Here is a 24,059-nt window from a genome sequence, read left to right as displayed (position 1 = left end):
TCAGGAAACCTCCGCGTGGTGAATGCAAGCTCCATCGGGGCCGAAAATGTGCAGGTGACGCGGCTCCAGCGCGAACTGAACGATGTCTCCCGGCCGTGCTGCAATCCGGCTCGGAATCACGGCAATCAGCAGGTTGCCGGCACATTCGCCGGCGATATGCGATTGATCGCCAAGCCATTGGTTGGAGATGACGCGCACCCGCACATCCCCCGTCCCGACGGCGATCTTCTGCGGCCGGATGCCTACCCGCACGCGCGGCAGCTCGCCAAGTGCCTTTTCCGCCGCAGGTTCAAGTACGTCGCCTCGGATCTGAAAGGTTATGTCCGAGCCGACCGACAGGCGGAAGCCGCCATCCGACGGTGCGACATCTGCCGCGAGCAGGTTCATCGGCGGCTCGCCGATGAAGCTTGCGACGAACAGGTTGGCGGGGCGGTTCTTCAGCTCCTTCTCGCTCGCGAATTGCTGCAGCACCCCATCTTCCATGACCGCGATACGATCGGCCAGCGCGCTCGCCTCGGTCTGATCGTGGGTGACGAAGATCGCGGTCATCTCACGCTCTGCGAGCAGATTCTTGATCCGGCCACGCAGCACCGCCCGCAGCTGCGGTTCGAGCTGCCCCATCGGCTCGTCCAGCAAATAGAGATCGGCATCCCGCACCAGTGCGCGCGCCAGCGAGACGCGCTGCTGCTGCCCTCCAGAAATCGCACGCGGAAAACTCTCCAGAATGTCATCGATCTCGACCAGCCGGGCGACGGCATCGACGCGGCGCGATACCTCGCTCCGCGACAGCTGCTGGGATTTCAGCGCGAACGCGATGTTCTGGCGGACGGTCAGCGGCGGATAGAGCGAATAGCCTTCGAAGGCCATTGCCACCTTCCGGCGCGCCGGCGGCAGCTCGTCGATCCGCCGCCCGCGCAGCGCGATCGAGCCTGCCGTCACACTCTCGAAGCCCGCAATCATACGCAACGTTGAGGTCTTTCCGCATCCTGACGATCCCAACAGCGCAACGATCTCGCCCTTCTCGATGTTCATGTTGAGGGAGCGGACGGCATGCACCGGCGGCTTGCCGCGGCTGCGGTACACCTTGTCGAGATCGCGAAGTTCGAGCGTGCCCATGGTCATCCCGCTCCCATCACGCCGCCTGCCGCCGGTGCGACAGACCTATTCGAAGCCCTGTCGTGCGATCGAACAACAGCGCGGCTTCCGGCGCGAAGCGGACGAAGACCGCGTCATTGGCAGCGGCGTGCGACGCGTCCGGCGGCAGCGCCGTAAGCCACTCCGTCGCGTCCGAAAGCCGCAGCAGCAACACCGCCTTCTCGTGCATCGGAGTGACGGCGAGAATGCGGGCCGGTATCGCGTCCTCGCTGTTGGAGAATGAAATCACCAGATCCTCGGGCCGGACGCCGAGCCAACACGGACAGTCCGGCAGATGCCCATCGGCCGAGCCGAGTCGCACCTTAGCGCCAGAAACCATCGCCGACAGCGTGCCATGCTCGACGAAAGGCGTGACCTCAGCGAGATTGATGCTGGGATCGCCGAACAACCGCGCGACCGCAACCGATGTCGGCGTGACATAGATCTGCTCGGCGGATGCGACCTGCTCGAGCCGACCGTCGACCAGCACCGCGATGCGGTCTGCGATCGCCATTGCTTCCCGATAATCCTGGGTTACGTAGAGGACCGCCGCAGCGCCGCGGCGCAACAGGTTCGGCAGTTCCAGCCTCATTTCGTAGCGCAACTTGGCGTCAACGTTGCGCAGCGGATCATCCAGCAAAAGCACATCCGGGTTGCCGATTAGCGCGCGCGCCAGCGCCGTCCGTTGCTTCTGGCCGTTGGACAATTCGCGCGGGGCATGACCAAGCACGTGCTCGATCTTTAGCAGCCGGCTGATCGCCTCAACTCGCGGAGCTGCGTCGGATGCGGCGGCCTTTGCTCCCAGCCCGCTCGCAATATTTTCGCGCGCGGTCATGTGCGGGAACAGCGCGAAATTCTGGAACGCCATGCCGATCCCGCGCCGCTCCGGCGCGGCGCCGATCATGGAGCGGCCGCCAACAAGGATATCGCCATCATCTGGTTCGAACATGCCCGCAATCATGCGCAGGAGCACCGTCTTCCCACTCCCGGACGGCCCGAAGACTGCGACGATTTCACCGGGCTCAACGGTCAACGAAACACCGTCGGCCGGGCGCACCACGCCAAAGCTCTTGCCGACGGATCTAAGTTCGAGCCGCGCCATCCAATCAGCCTTTCACCGCGCCGAGCGACAGGCCTTCGACCAGATAGCGCTGCGCATAGAGCGCGAGCAGCAAGGTCGGCATCACCGACAGCACAATCGCCGCGGCGATCTGGCCATACTGAATGCCCGAAGCGGTGACGAAAGCAAGCGCGCCCACCGTCACCGGCTGCTTGTCGGCGGAGGCAAGGATCAAGGCAAAGATAAAATTGTTCCAGCAGAAGATGAACGACAGGAGCCCGGCGGCCGCGATACCGGGGCCGGCAAGCGGGACGGCGATGCGCGTGAACGCCTCACGCCAGGAATGGCCGGCAAGGCGATAGGCGTGCTCGATGTCGGGGCTCATATCCTCAAAATAGCCGCGCACGATCCACAGGATCAAAGGCAGCGCGATCAGCTGATAGACCCAGACGATGCCGAAATAGGTGTCATTGAGACCGAGCTGCTGATAGTAGAGCGACAGCGGCAGCAGCACGAGCAGCGGCGGCGCGAAGCGGAACGACAGCAGCGTGAACGCAATCGTCTCGCCCAGCCGGAACTTGTAACGCGCAAAGGCGTAGGCCGCCGGCACACCCAACAGCAACGCCAACACCACCGCCGCGCTCGACAGCACAAAGCTGTTGAAGAGATTCCGCATGAAGGAGATCTGGAGATTGCCAGCCGCGGTACGCAACTGACCCGAGATCAGCGCCTCGTAATTGGCGAGCGTCGGTTCGAAATAGATGCGGGGCGGAATCCGCAGGATCTGCTCGTTGGTCTGGAACGACATCAAGAGGATCCAGAAGATCGGAAACATGAAGAAGACGAGGATGAGCGTAAGCGCCACGCCCCGGAAGATGCGACCTGCAAGACTGACATGTTCCATCGCCGCTCTCCCCGACGTCACGCCTGATGGCGCGCGCGTTCGCGCAGCCGCAGCCAGTTCTTGATGAAGATATTCGACAGGATATTGGTGATGAGCCAAAGGATCATCAACAGCGCGGTCGAGCGGCCCACATTGGTATATTGAAAGAATTCGAGATAGGCCTGGACCTGAAACACCATCAGCCGGTCGCCGGGGCCGCCTTGCGTCATGGCGTAAATGATGTCGAATTGCTGGATCGCGTCGAGCAGGCGGAACAGCGAGGCCGTGATAATGTACGGCGCCAGCATCGGAAGCGTGATCCGGAAGAATACGAAACTTGCCGGCACCCCGTCGAGCGCCGCCGCTTCGAACGGCTGCCGTGGCAGCGACCGCAATCCGGCGAGCAGCAGGATCATGATGAAGGGCGTGTAGACCCAGATATCGACCAGCACCACGGTGAACAGCGCGGTCGACGGATCGGACGCCCATTTGAAATCAGTGATGCCGAACAGGCTGATCAGATACGACAGGATGCCGAAACTCGGGTTGGTCATCAGCTTCCACATCAACGCCGCGATGGCGGGCGCGGTCATCAACGGCAACAGCAGCGCGATCGAGACTGCATTGTGGAACCGGGTCGGCCGCCGCAGCAGCAGCGCGATCGCAAGACCGAGCAGGAGCTCGAGCACAACGGTCAATGCGGTATAGGTGAGCGAGATGCGGAGCGTATTCCAGAAGGCGGGATCAGAGAAGAAATCGATATAGTTCTGCACACCGATGAAGCCGCGCAGATATGGCAGGTTCAACCGATAGCGCTGCAGCGAATAGATCGCCGCCGTTACGAACGGAACGAGGATGGCCACACAGACGAGCAGCGCCGGCAGGCTCAGCACGTACGGCAGGATCTGCCCACGTGGCCTTGCCTTGCGGTCAGCGCGCCCGCTCGTCCGGAGCATTTGCAGCATGGTCATGGTGACAGGGACTCGAACGGCTTGCCGGAATGCCGTCAGCCTGGACAGGTGCAGTCCAGGCCGACGGCTTGCATGGTGCGGCGGAAACCGACACCACGTAATAGATCAACCCAGCCCGGCTTGCTTCAATTGACGATTGATGCTGTCGGCTAGCTTGTCGAGTCCTTCGTCGACAGAGACCTCCTTCGCCACCATCTTCTGCAAGGAAGCCGCCCATTCGGTCGTCAGATCAAAGAACAACGGCTGCGCCGTGAAGTAGATCTTGGCGCCGGGCGAAGAGACGTCATGCTGCTCGAGATATCCGGGATAGGATTTCGCGATCCGGTCGCGGAACTCGCTGTCCTTCCACACCGAGGCCCGCACCGGATTGACAAAGTCCATCTTGCGCGCGCCGAACAAATCATGCTCCACGGAGGCCGCCCATTGCATGAACAACCAGGCAGCGTCCTTCTGTTTTGAGAAGCTCGACAGCGCGAGCGACCAGATCCAGACATTCGGCGTTGGTGCCTTGGCCGCCGGATTGGCAGCAAAAGGCGCGTAGCCCAGATTGCCCTTTTCCTTGTTGTCGCCGCCGTTCATGAAGTAGCCGAGAATGTCGGCGTCGAAGATCATGCCGGAAGCGCCGGCGCCGAGGTCGGTGCCGACCTGATACCAGGTGTAGGTCGACCAGTTCTTCGGTCCCGACCCCTGGATCATCTTGACCCACTTCTCGTGGAATTCCTTCGATGCCTTGGTATTCATCGCGGCCTTCAGCTTGCCGCCTTCCATCACGAAGTCCTTCTGCCCGAAGTTCGAATAGGCCGACAGGAAACCGGGATGAATGGTCGCCCAGGAGCGCGAGCCGCGGACGCCGACGCCGTAGGGTCCTCCCGCGTCCTTGGTGATTTTGGCCGCGACCTCGATCATCTCATCGAGGTTGTTCGGCGGCCTGACGCCGACCTTGTCGAAGACCTTGCGATTATAGGCGATGTTGTTGAGCTCATAGCCCCACGGGATGCACCATTGCTTGGCCTTGCCGGAGCCGAGCTCGGAGCCTGCGACGCCGTCCCATGCCGTCGAGGCACGCAGTCCGGGCAGCACGTCTTCCCAGGCGAACGCCGGATTGGTTTTTGCCGGATCCTTGATGTACGTGTTGAGGTCCTCGATCCAGCCTGCCGGACCGTAGGTCCAGGTCATGTAGGCCCCCGTCATGAAGGCGTCGTACTGGTCCGACTTCGAGGACAGCGCCGCCGTCACCTTGTCGAAATACACGTCCTCCGGAAAGATGTCGTAAGCCACGTTCATCCCGGTCAGCGTCTTGAACGCCTCGATATCGCCGACCATGGCATCGACGTAAGGATGCTTGTTCAACAAGAGCTTGACCGTCTTGCCGCTGTGGGCCTTCCAGTTGAAATCCGCAGCCATCGCCCCCGACACGGAGGATACTAAGGCCGCGTTTGCAGCGACGCCAGCGATACCGAGCCTGGCGGCGCCATCCAGCAGATCACGCCGGCTGATGCGTTTGGCGGCGTAGGATTCGAACAGGTTCTTCTCACGATCGAACATTTATTCCTCCCAGGTTGCGCTTCTTACTTTCCCTTCCGGCCTTTGTTCTTTGCTCTTCCGGATGTTTTCTCCGGCTTGTCGGAAGCGAGCGCCTGAGCGGTCGCCTCGTCGATGATCAATCCGTGAAGAATGCCGCTGCGCAGCACGCCGCGTAGGGCCGTCACCTTGGCCGGGCCGCCGGCGATGGCGACGATCCGGTGCTTCCGGAGATCGGCCACGCTCATGGAGGTCGCACGCGCCGACAGGTCGGCATCCAGCACCGTTCCGTCGGCGCTGAAGAAATGCCCGAGCAGATCGGCGCAGGCGCCGACCCGCTTCAATTCGGCCACCTCGTCGGACTTGATCATGCCGCTCGACACCAGGAACCCATCACGGCTGACCTGCCCGATGCCGACGAACAGCAACGATGCCTTGCGCGCGAGCGCGAACACGTCGGCGATGCCGTATTGCTGCATCAGGACGGCCCGGTCAGCGACTGAATTGGCGAATACCGGCACCGGTAACAGATAGGCCTCTGCGTGCGTGCGCTCGGCGAGGCGATGAATGACGTCGAACGGATTGGCGGCGAATTTCCGTGTCAGCCCGCCAAGCAGCGACACGAACTGTACATTGCGCGCGGGCGTTTGCGGCATCTGTTCGACCACGGCAGCGAGCGTGCGGCCATGGCCGACGCCGATCACCTTGTCTTCGCCGCGTTCGAGGGTCTGGCGCAGAAAGCTTGCGCCTTCGAGCGCCAGCGCCTTGAGCGGCAGATCGCCCTCACCGAGATCGGGCGCCACGCGGCAGAACGCCAGGCCGAAGCGCTGGGCGAGCGTGTTTTCCAGCGCGACGCATTCCGCCACCGGGCCTTCGACGAAAACGCGGATCATGCCCTCGCGGCTCGCGCGCGCGATCAAGCGGTGCGCCTTGGTGCTCTGGATATTCAGGCGGGTTGCGACTTCCGACTGCGTCAGTCCCGCGGCGAAATACAGCCACGCCGCGCGGCTCGCGAGCGATGCATCGCCATCGATCATGAGCAGCTTGTCGGAAGGTGCAGCCACGCTCGAAAGGTCCCGCTTGCAAATTTCTTCAGAGGCTGCAAAAAATTGCAGACGGCAGACGAACCGTCAAGCCCTTAGTCATGCTGCGATGCAGTCGTATCAGTGGGAACCTTTTGCTCGCGCGAAGCCGAAGTCGGGGCAGCGGTCATAGAGGCGAGCGTCAAGGGTGGTGAATTCCAATGGCGGTTTGCTCCTGGGCATTGATATGGGGACCGGCGGCGTTCGCGCATGCGCTATCGACGCGCAAGGCGACGTCCAGGGTTTTGCCTCGACCGCGCTCCCCGCACCGCGTCAGGATGGCGACGCCATCGATCAGGAGCCGGAGCTTTGGTGGCAGGCCGCGGTCACGACCATTCGCAAGCTCGGGGAGACGATTGATCTCGGCCGCGTGGAACGCATTGCCGTTGACGGCACATCGGGCACGCTGCTGCTGATCGATGCGCTCGGCCGGCCGTGTTCGCCCGGGCTGATGTACAATGACGCTCGTGCCATCCGGGAAGCCGCACGTATCGCCGATGTCGCGCCGGCGGAAAGCGGCGCCCATGGCCGCAGCAGCGCGCTGGCCAAGCTGCTTCATCTCCTGAACCGCAGCAATGTTGGGAATGCGAGTCATGCTGTTCATCAGGCCGATTGGATTGCCGGCCGGCTCGCGAACCGTCACGGCATCAGCGATGAAAACAACGCGCTGAAGCTTGGCTACGACCCGATAGCCCGCGCGTGGCCGGCCTGGCTTGACCAGCTCGATATCCCAGGCGAATGGCTGCCAAAGGCGCTTGTGCCGGGAACGCCCTTCGCCGAGATCGACCCGCATGTCGCGCGCACGCTTGGGCTATCGCCGTCAACGCGCATTGCGGCCGGCACGACTGATGGTGTCGCGGCCTTCATCGCCACCCGCGCCGATCAACCGGGCGACGCCGTCACCTCCCTCGGAACGACGCTGGTGGTTAAACTGCTGGCAACGCAGCCGATCTTCGCGGCGGACCAGGGCGTCTACTCGCACCGCCTTGGCGAGCGCTGGCTCGCCGGCGGTGCCTCCAACACCGGCGGCGCGGCGTTGCTCATGCATTTCACGACCGAGGAGATGCAACGTTTGACGCCGCAGCTCAAGCCAGCGGAGCCGACCGGGCTCGATTATTATCCGCTGCCCAAACCTGGCGAACGATTCCCGATCGCCGATCCGAGGCTCGAGGCGCGGATCACGCCGCGACCGGCCGAAGATCACCGCTTCTTCCAAGGGCTTCTCGAAGGCATCGCCTCGGTCGAGGCGCTCGCCTATCAACGCCTCGCTCTGCTCGGAGCCCCCCATCTGCGCCGCGTCATCAGCATCGGCGGCGGTGCGAGGAACCGTGCATGGACCGCGATCCGACATCGCATTCTCGGGGTTCCCGTCACCGTCGCCGAGCAGACCGAGGCGAGCTACGGTGCGGCGTTGCTCGCGTTGCACGGCGGTCCGCCATGAACGTCGCCACAATCGCGATCTCCGGCCTTCGCCCGATCGCCGACAGGTTCGATCACGTCCTGCTCGACCAATGGGGGACCTTGCACGAGGGCAAGGCGATCTTCCCGGCCGCACGTAAATGCGTGACGCGGCTGCGCGAGGCCGGCAAGCGTGTCCTTGTACTCTCGAACTCCGGCAAACGCGCGAGCAGCAACCAAAAGCGCCTTGCCACACTCGGCCTGTCGCCGGACGCCTACGACGGCATTTTGTCGTCCGGCGAAGTCACCTGGAGCGGCTTGCACGCTCGAGCGCACCAACCCTTCACCGGACTGGGCCGGGCCTGTTTCCTGATCACGCGCGATGGCGATCGATCCATTGTCGACGGGCTCGACCTGACCATCGTGACGGATGTGCAAGAGGCCGATTTCATCCTGCTCAGCGGGCTCGACGATGCCGCCGCCGAGCCCGAGCGCTGGCGCGAATGGCTGAGCACCGCGGCCGCGCGCCGGCTGCCGATGCTGTGCGCCAATCCCGACCTTGTGATGTTCGGTGCTAGGGGATTGATCCCCGCGCCGGGAGCGTTGGCAGCCTTCTATCAGCGGCTTGGCGGCACAGCGACATTTATCGGCAAGCCCCATGCGCCCATGTTTGCCGCGGCGCTCGAGCGATTGGGAAATCCTGATCGGCACCGCGTCCTCGTCATAGGCGACTCCCTCGATCACGACATCGCCGGCGGGCGTGCAGCAGCAATGCTGACCTTGCTCGTCAGTTCAGGCGCCCACAGGGAGAGGCTGGCGGCTGCCGCCGAACTGCCAGCGATCCGGGCCGCAGCTGGCTCGGAAGCTAAAATGCCGCACTGGACGATGAAACATCTCAGCTGGTGAGGTTCGCGCGATGCAACAGCCCGAAATACTGAACGAGCTCCGCCGCATGTCAGCGCAAGTGGGCAGAAACATGTTGCTGGTACAAGGCGCCGGTGGCAATTCATCCATCAAGCACGGCGACGTGCTCTGGGTGAAGGCGTCAGGCACCTGGCTCGCCGATGCCGAGAACAAGGAGATCTTCGTGCCGGTCTCGCTCCCGAGAGCCCGCGCCGCACTCGCTGCCGGCAATGAGCGCATGCCGCTGGCGGCTGGTCATCCTGATGGCCCACTTCGTGCCTCGATCGAGACCTCGCTACATGCGCTGATGCCCCATCGGGTCGTTCTTCATGTCCATTCAGTCAACACCATCGCCTGGTCGGTCCGGTCGGATGCCGCGGACGAATTGATCGCCCGACTGCGCGGCCTGCCCTGGTGCCGGCTCGATTATCATCATCCCGGCTTGCCGCTTGCGCAGGCCGTGAGCGAGAGTCTCGCGCAAGGACCGGCTGACATCCTGATCCTCGGTAATCACGGCCTCGTGGTCGGCGCCGCGACCTGCGATGCTGCGGGTAAATTGGTGGTTGAAGTGGAACGCCGGCTGGCATTGGAGCCACGCAGTGCAGCGCCCACTGACGGTGGCTCGCTTCACCTTATCTGTGCGGGCTCGGAATATCGTCTGCCAAAAGATCCGCTCTGCCACACGCTTGGCACCGACCACCACAATTTCACGATCGCCGCGAAGGGCTCGCTATATCCGGATCATGTCGTGTTTCTTGGACCTGCCCTGCCGGTGCTGTCGGAGGGCGAGAACCTGATCGCGAAAGTTGCCCTTACTGATGCGCGCGGCTACCCTCCTCCGGTCGCCGTGATCGTTCCCGGTAAAGGCACTGTGATCCGCGCCGACGCCAGCGCCGGCGCGGAAGCCATGTTGAGCTGCCTCGCACTTGTGACCAGTCGCCTGCCTCGAAACGCGACGATCAAATACCTCTCGTCGCGCGATGAGCAGGCCTTGCTGAACTGGGATGCCGAGCACTACCGACAACGGATGACAGAAAATCGCTGATGCGTGGGAGGCGAAGCATGCTGAAATCGATCGATCCAATCCTGAATGCAGACGTCCTTTACGCGTTGCGCGCCATGGGCCACGGCGACGATCTCGTTCTCTGCGACACCAATTTCCCAGCCGACGCAGTTGCCCGTCAGACCGTGCTGGGCCGCCTCCTCCGTATCGATAACGTCACCGCCGCGCGGGCGGCGCGAGCCGTCCTTTCGGTCCTGCCGCTCGACTCCTTTGTCGAGAAACCGGCGTCGCGGATGGAAATCGTCGGTCAGCCCGACGACGTCCCTCCCGTGCAGTTCGAGGTGCAGAAGGAGATCGACGCAGCAGAGGGACGTTCCTTGTCGATGGGCTCGGTCGAGCGATTTACCTTCTATGAACGTGCGAAGAATGCGTATTGCGTAATTCAGACCGGCGAACGGCGCTTCTACGGCTGCTTCATCTTCAAGAAGGGGGTGATCGCCCCCGACACGACCTAGCTTGGCGAAACAACAGAGCCGTGAAAAAGCCGCGATGAGGACGAAACCTTTGCGTCATCAAAACACCCGTCGGCAAGAACGCCGATCTTCTCAGCGCTATCGCGAGCCGCTACCGCGAAGATGGTGTCAGCGGATCGCATCGCCCACCGATGCTCGGACGGAGAAGCCATAAGCAGTCTACATAACCAAACAGGGAGGTTTACGCGATGAAACAGCAAGGACACGATCCGCATTCAGAACTGCGACCAAACCGGCGCGCTGTCTTGATGGGAGCAGCCAGCGCAGCCGCCTTGGGTACGACCGGCGCGCTCGGCACGTTCTCCGGGCTTGCGTTGGCACAGAACAATTTGCGGTCCCATATCTCGCAAATCCCGGGGGTGGGGAAAGGCGCGCCAACCGATGCCGATTGGCAGAAGGTCGGCGAACTCTGCCTCGGCCCGACCAGGGCCAGTGTCAAGGAAGGAGAATTCAAGGGCGTCGAGCTCTCCTTCATGGGACTGAACAACCAGAATCTGCACAACCTGCTGTTCCGTGGTTTCCTGAAACCGTGGGAGGCCTATACGGGCGCGAAGATTTCGTGGATCGACCTTGCCCAGGCTGACTACAACCCGCGACTGCAGCAAGCGATCGCGACCGGCACGGTCGACTTCGACATCCTGGAAATGGGCGCACCGTTCGAGGGAGACGTGTGCGGCAAGGGACTGGCGTCGGAGATGCCAGACTGGGTCAAGAAGCAGATCGACATCGACGATTACGTCGACTATCTGAAGCCGCCGGTCGGAACCTGGAACGGCAAGACCTATCGCGTCACCATCGACGGCGACTGCCACAACTTCAACTACAGAACCGATTATTTCTCCGACCCCGCACTCGCGAAGGCCTGGAAGGACGCCGGCAACCAGAGCGAATGGGGCGTACCGAAGACCTGGCAGCAGGTCCAGGCCGTGACAAAATTCCTCAAGGGCAAGAAGATCAAGGGCCAGAACGCGTTCGGCTACCTCGATGCACCAAAGCCCTGGGGTGGGTTCGGCTTCTACTTCCTTGCCAGCCGCGCCTCCGCCTACGCCAAGCATCCGGACGACAAGGCCTGGCTGTTCGATGTCGACACGATGAAGCCGCGCATCAACAATCCGGCCTGGGTTCGCGCCATTCAGGACATCATCGACGCCTTGCCGTCCGAGCCGGCCGATCAGCTCAACGCCGACCCCAACACCACCGGTTTCCAGCAATTCCTGGCCGGCATCGGCTCGATGATCCCCTGGTGGGGAGACATCGGCCAAGTGGCGAAGGCGAGCGACACCTCCGTGGTCGGCGATGTCGTCAGCTTCGACATCCTGCCTGGATCGGACGACGTCTACAATTCCAAGACAGGCAAGTGGGACAAACTCGCGAGCGGTCCAAACCATGCGCCGAACTGCGCCTATCTGGGTTGGGGCATCTACGTCATGGCAAGGGTCGCAAGCGACGAGCGCAAGTACAAGGCGGCCTGGAGCGCAGCCGCACATCTCGGCGGCAAGGACCTGTCGCTCTGGACGGTCATGTATCCGTCGGGCTTCCAGGCGCACCGGACCAGCCATTTCGACTTCGATGAGTGGGTGGCGGCCGGCTATGACCGGAAATACATCACGTCCTATCTGAACTCGCAGCGCACTTCCTATAATCACCCCAACCGGGCGGTCGAGCCGCGCATCCCGGGCATCTTCCAGTATTACAGCATCGCCGAGGATGAGCTGACCAAGATCTTCGCCGGCAAGATTGACGCGCAGACCGGCGCGAACAATATCGCCGCCGCCTGGGAAAAGCTGACCGATCAGATCGGTCGCGAAAAGCAGATCGCGCTCTACAAGGCGTCTCTCGGCGTGTAGCATCCCAGCTACATTCCGCCTGTTCACCATCGGGCTTTCGGCTGGCACCGCGTCGGGTGCCAGCCGAGGACTTCTCCTCCGTGCGACTGGGTCAAAGTCCAAATCGGCAGAGTGCGATCTTGATGCAGAATTCATCATCGGCGGCGGACGCCGGGCATAAGCCCGCCTCGCCGCGCGTTGCCGGCAGCCGGAAAAATGTGGGACGAGCGGTCGTGATCCTTGCTTCGCTTGCGCTCCTGGTCCTGCTCCTCATCCAGATTCTGTACACGACCGGAGCGACCGCATCGGGGTTCGCCGATTGGCGCCCGATCCTTGCTGCGTATCTGTTCTGGGCCGTCGGGATCGGGGTCGGCCAGGTCGTGATCCGGGGGGAGCGTGGTCTGCGTGCGCTGTTCCTGCTACCGGCTGTTTTCTTCACTGTTGCGGTTGTAATTTTTCCAACGCTGTTCGGAGTTTACATCGCGTCGCTGGATTGGAACCTGAGCTCGCTCGAAGGCCCGCGCTTCTACGGCTTCAACAATCTCATCGGATTGCTTCACGACACTTACTACTGGAACGCGCTGGGCAACATGATCTTCTACACGGCCGCGGTGCTTGGCGAATATGCGGTCGCGTTTGGACTGGCGCTGCTGCTGAACGCCGAGATACGAGCGCGGAAATTCTTTCGCGTCGTCTTCCTGCTGCCCATGATGCTCAGTCCGGTCGCCGTGAGTTGGATGATCGGCAAGTCACTGATGGAATACCGCTTTGGTCCGGCTGCGACACTGGCGCGCTATTTGGGGTGGGATAATCCGGCGTTCTTCGCCTCGCCATGGATGGCGTGGCTGAGCATCGAGGCCATGGATGCCTGGGTATCGATCCCCTTTATCATGATCATCCTGCTCGCCGGTTTGCAGGCGATGCCCAAGGAGGTGCAGGAAGCAGCCAAGGTTGATGGTGCGAACGGCTGGCAAGCGTTCTGGCATGTCACATTCCCCATCATGCTGCCGGTCAGCATCACCGTCCTGATTATCAGGATCATTTTCAAGCTGAAGCTCGCCGACATCGTGATCAACGTGACCGCAGGAGGACCCGGCGGCGCCACCGACACGGTGTCGAGCTTCATTTACCGCGTCTATCGCGATCGCTCGAATGTCGGATACGGCACCGGTCTCGCCATATTCTACCTGCTCCTGATCATCGCGTTACTGACGCTGTTGCTGCGCCTGTCCAATCGCTGGACGCAGAAAGTCGGGTAGCACAAGATCGAAGCCGGTTTCTGAAGGGAGTTGCTCGGTTGGCTTTATTCATCTCGGCATCGAAGCCGGTCCGCAAGCATCATCCGGCGGCCCGGGCAAAGCGGATCTTGGGCCGGATGCTGATCTATGGAGCATTGCTGTTCTGGGCGTTCGTCTGCCTGTTTCCGATCTATTGGACCATCACGACTTCGTTCAAATCGGCAGTTGATGTGACGCAGGGTCACTTGATTCCGTGGCTGGATTTTCAGCCGGATTGGAAAGGCTGGCGCTCGCTCGGCCTGTCGCCGGATACGATGTTCGGGACATCCACCTCGCGCGCCGAATTCGGAAGCCGGTTTGCAAACAGTATTATCACGTCGGTCGGCGCGTCGGTGCTGGCGCTCATCCTCGGGTCGCTGGCGGCTTACGGCTTGAGCAGATTCCGGTACAAGTTTGGATGGATGCGCAACGACGACATCTTGTTCTTCTTCATGTCCCAGTTGATTTTGCCGCCAGTCGTCCTCGCGTTGCCATTCCTGGTGCTGTACAAGGCACTGTCCTTGCTCGACACGAGATTTGGCCTGATCCTGCTCTACACGCTGACAGTTCTGCCGATTGTCATCTGGATTATGCGCGACCAGTTCAATTCGATCCCGATCGAACTCGATGAGGCTGCTTTCGTGGACGGCCTTTCGACCTGGGGTGCATTCATTCGCATCGTGTTGCCGCTCTCCGTTCCCGGAATGGCGGCTGCATTCATCCTTTCGCTTGTGCTGTGCTGGAACGAATACTTCTTCGCGGCGCTGCTGACGAGTACGGACGCGAAAACCCTGCCTGTGATGGTGGCGAGCCAGACTGGCTCGCAGGGCATTAACTGGTGGTCCATGGCGGCGCTGTCGACGGCGGCAATCGCTCCGCTTGTCATCGTCGGGATATTCCTTGAACGCTACATCGTCAGCGGTCTGACCACTGGCGCTGGAAAGTAGCCAGGCGATCAATTGGCTTCGATATTCCGTCCCGGCTTGAGAGATAGATGCGCGCCGCGTTACCGCCGAAAATAGCTGCCTTTTCATCCGCTGACAGACCAGCCAGCATGGTTTCAGCGGCGGCAAACCATTTTTCATAACCACCCGCCAGGTTAACTACTGGCCAGTCGCTTCCCCAGAGCAGACGACGTGGCCCGAAGCACGCAACGACATGATCCACGGCTTTCCGTAGATCCGTAATTTGCCAATCTGGTGCGGCCTCGGTTACCAAACCCGATAGCTTGCAGACGATGTTGGGGCGTTCGGCGAGCGACGCGATATCACCCTGCCAGACCGCGAGTTCGCCGGTCGCAAGCCGCGGCTTGGCGCAATGGTTCAACACGAACTGGAGCTTAGGATGATCATCAACGACCCGCAGCAGTCGCGACAAATGGTGCGGCAGCACCAACGCGTCGAACACCAGGCTGTTTCGGGCCATCGCCGCCAATAGCGGCGCCAACGCAGGGCGGAGCAGCCAATCGTCATCGGGAATGTCCTGCACCATCGGCCGCAACCCAACCAGGAGTTTGTGTGCGGTGAGAGCATCAATGCGCGCCCCGCCGTCGGCTGCGTCGAAATCCGTCCATCCGACCACGCCCCGCACCACCTGCGCCTTCGCCGCGATGTCGAGCAGAAACATGGTCTCCGCCTCGGTCGGTGCAGCCTGCACCAAAATCGTCCCCTTGATGTCAGCGGCAGCGAGGTGCGGCGCCAGGTCCGAAAGGGAAAAGTCACGATGGATCGGTGCGAGCGCGGGCGTCAACCAGCCATAGTCGCCCCGAGCTAGAGTCCACAGATGATGATGCGCATCGATCCGCATCAGCCGGCAACCGAGAGCGGAACGGGCGCTTCCGCATCCAGCAGACGCTCGGCCTTCAGATCGGCCCAAAGCTTGGTTGGCACCTTGCTGGACAGCGCGGCGACGTTGCGCTCGACCTCCTCCGGGCTCTGGGCCCCCAGCACAACGCTCGCCACCGCCGGATGGCCCAGAGCAAAATGCAGCGCCGCGGTTGGCAGGGCAACGCCATGCGCATCACAGACGCGTTCGATCTGCGCCACTTTTGCGAGGATCTCAGGTGGCGCGTCCCTATAATTGTACTTGGCGCCGCTCACCGCGCCGGTCGCCAGAATACCTGAATTGAATACGCCGCCGAGCAACACACCGATTCCCTGTTGCTGCGCGAGCGGCAGAAATTCCGCGAGCGCCGGTTGCTCCAGCAGGGAATAACGTCCGGCGAGCAGCATGGTATCGAATGACCCGGCTTGCGCGAAACGCACGCACATGTCGGCCTCGTTCACACCGATCCCGATGCCAGCAACGACGCCCTCCCCGCGAAGCCGGTCCAGCGCCACATACGCGCCAGCCATCGCTTCGCGAAACCGCTCGTCGATTGCGTTGAGACCATGAGTCCAGACGTCGACGTCATGGATCAGCAACAGGTCCAGCCGGTCGGTCCCTAGCCGCAACAGCGACTGTTCTACAGAACGCATGGTGCCGTCATAGGAATAGTCGAACACTGCACGGTGCGGCAGCCCACCCACAAAGCCGGAGCCGTCGCATCGCCCGTGAAACGGGTCCATCCAGCGACCGATCTTGGTGCAAACGACGATGTCCTGGCGCGGCACGCGCCTGATTGCGGCGCCGCAACGATGTTCGGCAAGGCCGTTGCCATAGTGCGGAGAAGTATCGAGGAGATTGATGCCCAGTTCGAACGCGCGTTTCACCGTATCGATGGCCGTGCCGTCATCCAGTTGCACGTAGAGATCACCAAGCGGCGCGGTTCCGAATCCGAGGACCGAAACCTGAAGCCGCGTCCGACCAAGGGCTCGGCCCGGCACTGCGAATACTGCTTTCATATTGACCGGCTCTTTTCGGCCCATTGCCCAGTCGCGGCGATGCGCCTTTTCTTAACCTTGCTTGCCACTGGACTATTTCCGCTGACTGTAAACTTGGCGGCGATTGCCAGCCGCGGCCACCCGTTAAGGGGATTGCCCTGGCAGTATATTTTGCCACCTACAAGCCTTGAGCGGAAGTCAATCCGGCAGATAAACGGCAAGCCTCGCATCCGGTGTTCAGCCGTGCACGAAAGTGGCACCGACTGACCGACACTCGGGAGGCGGCTGGATTCGACGTCGACTTGTGCAGCGCGATTGCAAAGTCTCTGGATTTGACCGGACCGGCAGCGGGCGAACACACACACCCGACGACACATCGGAATGCAAGGCTGCTGACTTTGGTTGTAGCTGGATTTTCTTTGATCGCCCGGTGCACACGTCGTGCACACGCAGCCATCTAACTAATTGAAAGGATTAAACTCTCGGCCCAATCCATCATGAGCCAATCTGAGCTAACTCCACCCAGCGAGAGCTAAACTGGTCATTCCGAAGGATCGTCTTTATTTCTGAGCAAGGTATAGACCCACCAGCAACAGGATTGCCAGGGCCAAGAACCCCGTACCCCACCATTTCGAAACGAACATCTGGGCTAGCTCCCGGGTTGGGAAAGAGCGCTGCAGGCTCGCGACCTTCGGCAGTCATGCGCGATGACATAGGGATGGCGCGTGTGCCGGCTCATGAAGTCTGATGGTACGCCTCAGCCGGATGAGAAGCATGCCGGTATCGATCTTGGTCGCGATCGCCAAGGAGTAGACACACGTCGATTTGTAGGATGCGCCCACGTTGATTTTAGTTTTCATCATTGCTGGCGGCCGGGTTGCGAAGAACCGTCGGTAGCGCGGCGCCCATCTCGTTTGAAATCGCGGTGGCAATCTCCTTGACGCCGAAGATCATCGAGATCATTCCGCTGGAGATCACGCGCCGGGCATTCCGGCTGTGACCCAGCTCTGGGTATCGGCGAGCGCAAGGCCGAAGCGCCCCACGACATCGTCGACCTGCGCCGGCGTAATGATCAGCGGCGGGCAAAAGGCGATCGAGTCCTGCATATTGCGGATGATCAAACCATGCTCCTGCGCTCTTTCGAACAGATAGAGGCCGACCTTGCCGGGCGGATCGAATTTGGCCTTGCTGACCTTGTCCGCCACCAGTTCCACCGCTGCGATCAGGCCGACACCGCGCACCTCGCCCACCAAGGGATGATCGGCGAAACGGCGCAGGCTCGCCTGCAAGTGCGCGCCGACCTTGGCCGCGTTCGCCACCAGGCCGCGCTCCTCGATGATGGCGAGATTCTCCAGCGCGACGGCCGTCGCCACGGGATGGCCGCTGGCGGTAAAGCCGTGCCCGAAATTGCCGAGCCGCTCCGTCTGGTCGGCGATGCCCTGATAGAGGGTGTCGCTGACCAGGACGGCCGCCAGCGGCTGATAGGAAGAGGTGATCTGCTTCGACAGGACCAGAATGTCGGGCTGGATACCATAATGCTCACAGGCGAATAGCGTGCCGAGGCGCCCAAAACCGTTGATCACCTCATCGGCGACAATCAGCACGTCGTGACGGCGGCAGACCTCCTGCATTTTGCGCCAATAGGTTCCTGGCGGCGGCAGCACGCCGCCAGCGCCGATCAACGGCTCGCCGATGAACGCGGCCACGGTCTCCGGACCTTCGGCGAGGATGGTCGCCTCCAGTTCCGCCGCCAGGCGATCGGCGAAGGTTTCCTCGCTCTCGCCCGCCTCCGCAAAGCGATAATGATGCGGACAGGTGACATGCTTGACGAAAGGAAGCGGCAGATCGAATCCGCGCTGGTTTACCTGCAGGCCGGTGAGGCTGCCGGAGGCCACCGTGATACCGTGGTAGCCGCCGTTGCGGGCGATGAACTTCTTCTTTTGCGGGCGTCCGAGCGAATTGTTGTCGTACCAGACGAACTTCACCACCGTGTCGTTAGCTTCCGAGCCTGAACTGGTGAAGAAGACGTGAGCGAGCCCGTGGGGCGACATTTTCACCAGCTTCTCGGCGAGTTCGATCGAAGGCTCATGCGATTTGTGGCTGAAGGTGTGGTAGTAGGGCAGCTTGCTCATTTGCCGCGCGGCGGCTTGCACCAGACGGTCTTCGCCGAAGCCGACGGCGACGCTCCACAAGCCCGCTAACGCCTCGATATATTCGCGTCCTTGGTCGTCATAGACATAGATGCCCGTGCCACGCTCGATCACGATCGGCCCAATGAGTTCGTGCCGACGCGCGTTGGTATAGGGATGAATCTGATAGGCGACGTCGCGCGCGCTAAGCGAATTGGGCAGAATATTCATTGGGCAAGTCCCGGTTGCAAGAGTGGGATGGGGTGAGCTCCGATCTCACCTTGACACAAAATCCAATCGAAGCCGAGAATCGTCGACACGGTGCGGCCAACGCAATCAGGCGCCAGAGGAGGCGGACGTCTCTGCGCTGCCGCTCCTCGCCCATGCCGCCGCCGTGCGCTTATGAAACATCTCCCGGAACTGACCCGTCGAGACAGGCAGCAGCGCGCCGCTGTCCCAATCAAGCACCACGGCATAACGCCGCACCACATCGAGCCGGTCAATCTTGCCGGCGCGATAGCCGGCCGCGACCTCCTCGGGATCGATCGCGAGCCATAGACTGCGCTGGCGGCGGATCGCTTCGCGCGTCGCCTTGGTCGCAGCCTCGTCGACCGCATAGGCACAAATTTCGGCGTCGACGACGGTGAGCACCACGCCATAGTCCTTGGCGGCGCGCTCGATCGAGACATAGTCGTCCGCTACGTCTTCGAGTACCAGAGCCGTGTCGCGCTCCAGCGGATCGCCAAAGCCGCCGCCGCCGGCGGTCGGGCGGCTGAAGACGTCGCCGGACCGGATCGGCACGTCGGAAAAGACGGAGCCCAGCCAATCTTCCTTTTCCGCTCCCGCACGCGTGATGCTGAGGCCATGCGGCATTGACGGCAGGCCGCCCTCGATGCCCCAGACGATTGCCCGTTCGCGATCGCAGATATAGGAAATGACGGTCTTTTCAGCCTCAAGCATGATCGATGTCTTGCGGACACCGACTCCGCCGCGCCATTTGCCGGGCCCTGCGGAATCGGTGAGGATTTCAAACTCGGTCGTCAGGATCGGATTGGCGCGCTCCTGCCCCTCCACCGGTTGCGACATCAGGCCGGTGCCGAAACAAGCCGTGGTAACGTTGCAGCCGTCCTTGCCGTTGCGTCCGCCCCAGCCGCCGGGCAGCCAGTCGTAGAACATGAAGATCGGCTTTTCGGGCCGCCGCGCGTCGAGCCCGCCGGTCAGCAAATATTCCAAGTTGAAGGCGCAAGCGAGCGCACGCTGCGGCATGATTTTCGACCAGATTTCGTAGATGGCATTCATAATCTTCTCGAAGGGCATCAGGAAGCCGGTAACGCCGATCGGCCAGCGCGCGTCGACAATCGAGCCTTCCGGCGCGATGATCTCGAGCACACGGTAGAAACCGCTGTTGAGCGGCAGGTCCGGGAAGAACGTCTTCATGCCCGCGGCGTACCGCCGAGAATGTCGTGCCGAAGGCGGAATTGTAGATGGAGCCGATGGTCGGATGACTGCCGGTGAAATCGTAGATGGCCTTTTCGCCCTTGATGGTGAGCTTGACCTTGATCGGGATCAGCCCTTCGGAGCCCGTGGGGTCGCGGTCGATGAAGTCCTGCGTCTCCCAAACGCCGTCCGGCAGCGCCGCAAGGCGTTGGCGCATGGCGCGCTCCACATAATCCTGCACCTCGGACAAACCGGTCTCGACCGTCTCGCGGCCGTATTTGCCGACAAGCCGCAGGATTTCCCGCTCACATACCTGGGTCGCCTGCGCCTGGGCGTGGATGTCACCGATGATCGAGGCCGGATCACGGGTATTGGCGGCGATGAGATGGGCGACGTCCTTGCAGAAGCATCCCTTGTCGAACAGGCGCACGGGCGTGATGCGCAGCCCTTCGCGGAACATGTCCCGCGCCGTGACGTCGAACGAACCCGGCACGCTACCTCCAACATCCGACCAATGGCCGTTCGATTGACTGAAGGCGATGATCTTGCCATCGGAAAAGATCGGCCGGATTAGACGCACATCGGGAAAATGGGTGCCGCCGGCATAGGGATCGTTGATCGCGTAGACGTCTCCAGGATGCATGTCGCCCTGGAAGGCGCGCATCACGTCCTTGCAGGTGAAATGCAGTGTGCCGACGTGGACAGCGATGTCCTGGTTGCCTTGCGCCGCCGAGTTGCCATTTGCATCGTGCAGCGCGCTGGAGAAGTCACGGTTGTAGATGACGAAAGAATAGCAGGTGCGCAGAATCTGCTCGGCCATCTGATCGACGCTGGTGATGAAGGAATTCTTCAGCACTTCGAAAGTGACGGGATCGAGGGTAGGTTTGGCGGCCATCGCACTCACTCCGTCACGCGAATGATGATATTGAGATATTTATCGACCAAGGCTGTCGTTCCGGGCGGGATCACGACGGTGGAATCGACCTGCTCGACCACGGCGGGGCCCTTGAGCGAAAAACCCGGCGGCAGGTCTGCTCGCTCGTAGACGGGGGTGTCGACCCCAGCGTCTGCGTCGAACCAGACCGGGCGCCGGCTTGTCGGCTGCGGCGTCGCTCCGGTCGGCGCATGCGCCGCGAGCTCGGCCTTCGGCACCACTCCGATCGCTTTGAGGTTGAGGCGGAACAGGCCGACAGGCGCCTCGTCGCGCCGGAAATTATACTCGCGTTCATGGCTGCGGTGGAACGCTTCGGTGAGATCGCGCATGGCGCCGATCGGGCTCGGCGCCGCGACGGCCAGCGACCGCCACTGGCCCTGATACATCATGTCGATGGAGCGCTGCAGAACGATGTCGGCGCTCGCCACCCCCTCATGGGCGAGACGCTCCAGCGCCAAAGCCTCCAGCTTGCCGAATTCCGCTTCGATGGCGGCCGGATCGGCATCATCCGCGGCGGCGAAATAGCTTTCGGAAAAATCGTGCTGCACGTCGACCAGCAGACATCCAAGGGCCGAAGTGACGCCGGGATTAGGCGGTACGATCACGGCCGGAATCGAGAGGTCCCTGGCAATCGCCGCCCCGTGCAGCGCGCCGGCGCCGCCGAAGGCCACCAGCGCGAAGTCGCGCGGATCGTATCCCCTGCTGATCGAGATCAGGCGGACGGCATCCGACATATTGGCATTGGCGACGCGGATGATTGCATCGGCCGCTGCCTCGCGGGTCAGGCCGAAGGATGCGGCTACTTCGTCCACCGCCGCCGCCGCCAGCGCGCGATCGAGCATGATCTTGCCACCGGCAAGGCTCGTTCCGAGCCGCCCGAGTACCACATTGGCGTCAGTATTGGTCGCCCGCCGGTTGCCGTTGCCGTAGCACGCAGGCCCGGGGCTCGCGCCGGCCGATTGCGGTCCGTTGCGCAGCGACCCCGCCTCGTCGGTCCAGGCGAGCGAGCCGCCGCCGGCGCCGATCGTCAGCACTTCGATCGAAGAGAAGCGGATCGGATAGCCGAACTCGATGTGCCAATCCTTGGTGACGCGCGACTGGCCTTCATGGGTCAGGGAGACGTCGGTCGACGTGCCGCCCATGTCGAGGCCGATCGAGTTTTGAAAGCCGCACAGCATCGCGATATGGCGGCTGGCAATCGCGCCCGCCGCTATGCCGGAGCCGGCGAGGCGCCCGGCGAAGTCCTTGACGCTCGCGGGCGTCATCACACCGCCGCCGGTGTGCAGCAACAGCAGGTCGCGCGTGTAGCCGTCCTGCTTCAGCCGCTCGTCGAGGCGGGAGGTGTAATTGACCAGCACCGGGCTCAGGGCCGCGTTGACGACCGTGGTGGAGAAACGCTCGTGTTCGAATATTTCGGGCAGCACGCCGGAGGAGGTGGAGACCGGCACGCCGGGCATCTCCTCTTCCAGGATCTGCTTCATGCGCCGCTCGTTCGCGCCGTTGACATAGGCGTTCATGAAGCAAACCGCGACCGCGGCCACGTTGCGCCGCTTCAGGATGCGGGCGACCTCGCGGCCGCCGGCCTCATCGAGCGGCGTAACGATTGCGCCCTGCGCGTCGACGCGCTCCAAGACGGTCAACCGATCGCGACGCGGCACATAGGGCTTCACCACGTCCTTGTAGGCGTCCCACAATTCTTCCTTATTGGCGCGGCGGATCTCGATCACATCGCGAAAACCCTGGGTGCACACCATCGCGGTACGCGGCAGACGCCGCGTGATCAGCGCATTGGTGGCGACCGTCGTGCCGTGGGAGAACAGCGCTACTTTGCTCAGATCGATCGCTGCCTTGCTGATGCCGGCCATGATACCGTCGATCGGATCGGGAGACGATGCGGTCTTCTCGATACGGATGAGGCCTGTGGTCTCGTCCATGATGCAGATGTCGGTGAAGGTCCCGCCGACATCCACGGCCACGCGCAAATTCTGCAAGGATTGTCCTCCCATTGATCGGCGCGCCGATCCCTCGCGGGCGGTTCAACGGCGGCGGCTTCGCTACCAATCGCACTAGGACATTAGGCGTTTGGTTCGCTTGTCGGCGAGCGCACATAAGTTTGTTGGTCAGCGTATCGCCCACCGTTGCCCGACGGAACCAGCGCTCCAACTCAGGCTCAACGAAAATGACCCGGCGCGCTTCCCGCGCCATGGAAACTCAGATTGAGGAAATCGTGGAACAGCTTGGTCGCCGCGGAAAACGGCCGGTCAACCGCCCAGGCTAGGCCCACATCCATGGTCGGGATATCAGCGGCGACGTTGCGCGTATCGATCCGTTGCCCTTCCAGCGACCATGGCCTGTACACCATGTCGGACAATACCGTCACGCCCATGCCGGCCGCCACCATGCTCCGCACCGCCTCGACCGACGAGGTCGTGAAAATGACCTTTGGCCGCAAGCCGCTCGGCCGCCAATAATGGGCGGCGGTCTTTTTCGCCTCGTCGACGGTGAGCATGACATAAGGCTCGCTGGCGATGTCGGCGAGCGATATCGTCTCAAGCTTCATGAAGGGGTGCCCGACCGGTAGCCAGAGCCGGCGATGTGAGCGGATCAGCGTATCATAGGCGAGGCTTCGCTTGTTGCGCAGATTCGACACCAGCATCACGGCGATATCGAGCGAGCCGTCCACCAGTCCCTTCTCGATCGCCTCGCGCGGCAGTTCGATCAGCTCCAGCATGATGCGCGGATAGGTCCGCGCGAACCGCGCGTGGTGAGGCGGAAGGAAATATCCGGCGACCGTATAGGTCACTCCGACCCGCACCTTGCCGGATTGCTTGACATCTTCCGCCAGCGGCGTCCGCATCGCCTCGTTGACCGCCGCCATGATGTTGCGCGCAAGTTGCAGGAACCGCGCGCCTTCGGCGGTCAGCGAGACGCCCTGAGGATGACGAGAGAACAGGATGACCCCAAGCTCGTCTTCGAGCTGTTGCACCGCGGCGGTAATCGCCGATTGCGAGACGCCGAGATGGATGCCGGCATGCGAGACCTGGCCGGCTTCGGCGGTCGCGATGAAATAGCGGATTTTCTTCAGCGAAAACGGCATATCTGTTTTCCCGATACCGGCAAGCGTAATTTCTTATTTTACTATACTG

Annotated in this window: 19 protein-coding genes and 1 pseudogene; 7 read left to right on the top strand and 13 right to left on the bottom strand. The window is 62.1% G+C overall.

The window, feature by feature from the left end:
- From V1283_RS10255 to V1283_RS10230, 6 genes are all read right to left on the bottom strand, one after another.
- A complete protein-coding gene (locus tag V1283_RS10255) occupies positions 1 to 1,116 on the bottom strand; it encodes an ABC transporter ATP-binding protein (RefSeq protein ID WP_334386342.1) in 1,116 nt (371 codons plus the stop codon).
- 16 nt (positions 1,117 to 1,132) lie between these two features.
- Positions 1,133 to 2,236: an ABC transporter ATP-binding protein gene (locus V1283_RS10250; RefSeq protein ID WP_334386340.1), complete on the bottom strand. Its 1,104-nt coding sequence runs from the start codon at positions 2,234 to 2,236 to the stop codon at positions 1,133 to 1,135.
- Between the two features lie 4 nt (positions 2,237 to 2,240).
- A complete protein-coding gene (locus V1283_RS10245; protein ID WP_334386338.1) occupies positions 2,241 to 3,098 on the bottom strand; it encodes a carbohydrate ABC transporter permease in 858 nt (285 codons plus the stop codon).
- 17 nt (positions 3,099 to 3,115) lie between these two features.
- Entirely contained in the window at positions 3,116 to 4,033 is a 918-nt protein-coding gene (locus tag V1283_RS10240) for a carbohydrate ABC transporter permease (protein ID WP_442895851.1), read from the bottom strand.
- Between the two features lie 120 nt (positions 4,034 to 4,153).
- Positions 4,154 to 5,593, bottom strand: a complete 1,440-nt coding sequence (locus V1283_RS10235; protein ID WP_334386337.1) for an ABC transporter substrate-binding protein — start codon at positions 5,591 to 5,593, stop codon at positions 4,154 to 4,156.
- A gap of 23 nt (positions 5,594 to 5,616) precedes the next feature.
- On the bottom strand, positions 5,617 to 6,606 hold the full coding sequence (locus V1283_RS10230) for a sugar-binding transcriptional regulator (RefSeq protein ID WP_442895850.1): 990 nt from the start codon (positions 6,604 to 6,606) through the stop codon (positions 5,617 to 5,619).
- Between the two features lie 196 nt (positions 6,607 to 6,802).
- Here V1283_RS10230 and V1283_RS10225 point away from each other — a divergent pair, with 196 nt between their 5' ends.
- The 7 genes from V1283_RS10225 to V1283_RS10195 all read left to right on the top strand — a co-directional run bounded on the left by V1283_RS10225 (position 6,803) and on the right by V1283_RS10195 (position 14,538).
- A complete protein-coding gene (locus V1283_RS10225; protein WP_334393014.1) occupies positions 6,803 to 8,092 on the top strand; it encodes an FGGY-family carbohydrate kinase in 1,290 nt (429 codons plus the stop codon).
- Entirely contained in the window at positions 8,089 to 8,955 is an 867-nt protein-coding gene (locus tag V1283_RS10220) for a TIGR01459 family HAD-type hydrolase (protein WP_334386335.1), read from the top strand. Before V1283_RS10225 ends, V1283_RS10220 begins: the two co-directional genes overlap by 4 nt.
- Positions 8,956 to 8,965: 10 nt before the next feature.
- Positions 8,966 to 9,997: a class II aldolase/adducin family protein gene (locus V1283_RS10215; protein WP_334386334.1), complete on the top strand. Its 1,032-nt coding sequence runs from the start codon at positions 8,966 to 8,968 to the stop codon at positions 9,995 to 9,997.
- Positions 9,998 to 10,014: 17 nt separating this feature from the next.
- A complete protein-coding gene (locus V1283_RS10210; RefSeq protein ID WP_334386332.1) occupies positions 10,015 to 10,470 on the top strand; it encodes an RbsD/FucU family protein in 456 nt (151 codons plus the stop codon).
- A gap of 206 nt (positions 10,471 to 10,676) precedes the next feature.
- Positions 10,677 to 12,335 (top strand): ABC transporter substrate-binding protein, encoded by a 1,659-nt coding sequence (locus V1283_RS10205; protein WP_334386331.1) that lies wholly within the window; start codon positions 10,677 to 10,679, stop codon positions 12,333 to 12,335.
- 122 nt (positions 12,336 to 12,457) lie between these two features.
- The gene (locus V1283_RS10200; protein ID WP_334386330.1) at positions 12,458 to 13,573 is read left to right on the top strand and encodes a carbohydrate ABC transporter permease; all 1,116 of its coding nucleotides are present in this window, start codon (positions 12,458 to 12,460) and stop codon (positions 13,571 to 13,573) included.
- A gap of 104 nt (positions 13,574 to 13,677) precedes the next feature.
- The gene (locus V1283_RS10195; RefSeq protein WP_334393013.1) at positions 13,678 to 14,538 is read left to right on the top strand and encodes a carbohydrate ABC transporter permease; all 861 of its coding nucleotides are present in this window, start codon (positions 13,678 to 13,680) and stop codon (positions 14,536 to 14,538) included.
- On the opposite strand, the gene V1283_RS10190 is transcribed toward V1283_RS10195, so the two are convergent.
- The 7 genes and pseudogenes from V1283_RS10190 to V1283_RS10160 all read right to left on the bottom strand — a co-directional run bounded on the left by V1283_RS10190 (position 14,507) and on the right by V1283_RS10160 (position 24,010).
- Complete coding sequence (locus tag V1283_RS10190; RefSeq protein ID WP_334386328.1) at positions 14,507 to 15,397, bottom strand: amidohydrolase family protein; 891 nt, start codon at positions 15,395 to 15,397, stop codon at positions 14,507 to 14,509. The two genes, V1283_RS10195 and V1283_RS10190, sit on opposite strands and share 32 nt — an antisense overlap.
- Positions 15,397 to 16,434, bottom strand: coding sequence for an aldo/keto reductase (locus V1283_RS10185; protein WP_334386326.1), 1,038 nt, complete (start codon positions 16,432 to 16,434; stop codon positions 15,397 to 15,399). Before V1283_RS10185 ends, V1283_RS10190 begins: the two co-directional genes overlap by 1 nt.
- 953 nt (positions 16,435 to 17,387) lie before the next feature.
- Positions 17,388 to 18,773: an aspartate aminotransferase family protein gene (locus V1283_RS10180; RefSeq protein WP_334386325.1), complete on the bottom strand. Its 1,386-nt coding sequence runs from the start codon at positions 18,771 to 18,773 to the stop codon at positions 17,388 to 17,390.
- Positions 18,774 to 18,878: 105 nt separating this feature from the next.
- Entirely contained in the window at positions 18,879 to 19,979 is a 1,101-nt protein-coding gene (locus V1283_RS10175; protein WP_334386324.1) for a hydantoinase B/oxoprolinase family protein, read from the bottom strand.
- Positions 19,980 to 20,046: 67 nt separating this feature from the next.
- Positions 20,047 to 20,799, bottom strand: a pseudogene (locus V1283_RS10170) (hydantoinase B/oxoprolinase family protein); the annotation flags it as partial.
- A gap of 80 nt (positions 20,800 to 20,879) precedes the next feature.
- Positions 20,880 to 22,904: a hydantoinase/oxoprolinase family protein gene (locus tag V1283_RS10165; RefSeq protein WP_334386323.1), complete on the bottom strand. Its 2,025-nt coding sequence runs from the start codon at positions 22,902 to 22,904 to the stop codon at positions 20,880 to 20,882.
- Positions 22,905 to 23,083: 179 nt separating this feature from the next.
- The gene (locus V1283_RS10160) at positions 23,084 to 24,010 is read right to left on the bottom strand and encodes a LysR family transcriptional regulator (protein WP_334386322.1); all 927 of its coding nucleotides are present in this window, start codon (positions 24,008 to 24,010) and stop codon (positions 23,084 to 23,086) included.
- Positions 24,011 to 24,059: the final 49 nt, after the last annotated feature.

It is taken from the genome of Bradyrhizobium sp. AZCC 2262 (assembly GCF_036924535.1).
Lineage (GTDB): Bacteria > Pseudomonadota > Alphaproteobacteria > Rhizobiales > Xanthobacteraceae > Bradyrhizobium.
The sequence above is the reverse complement of the archived record's forward strand: the minus strand, read 5'-3'. Positions and strand labels throughout refer to the sequence as shown.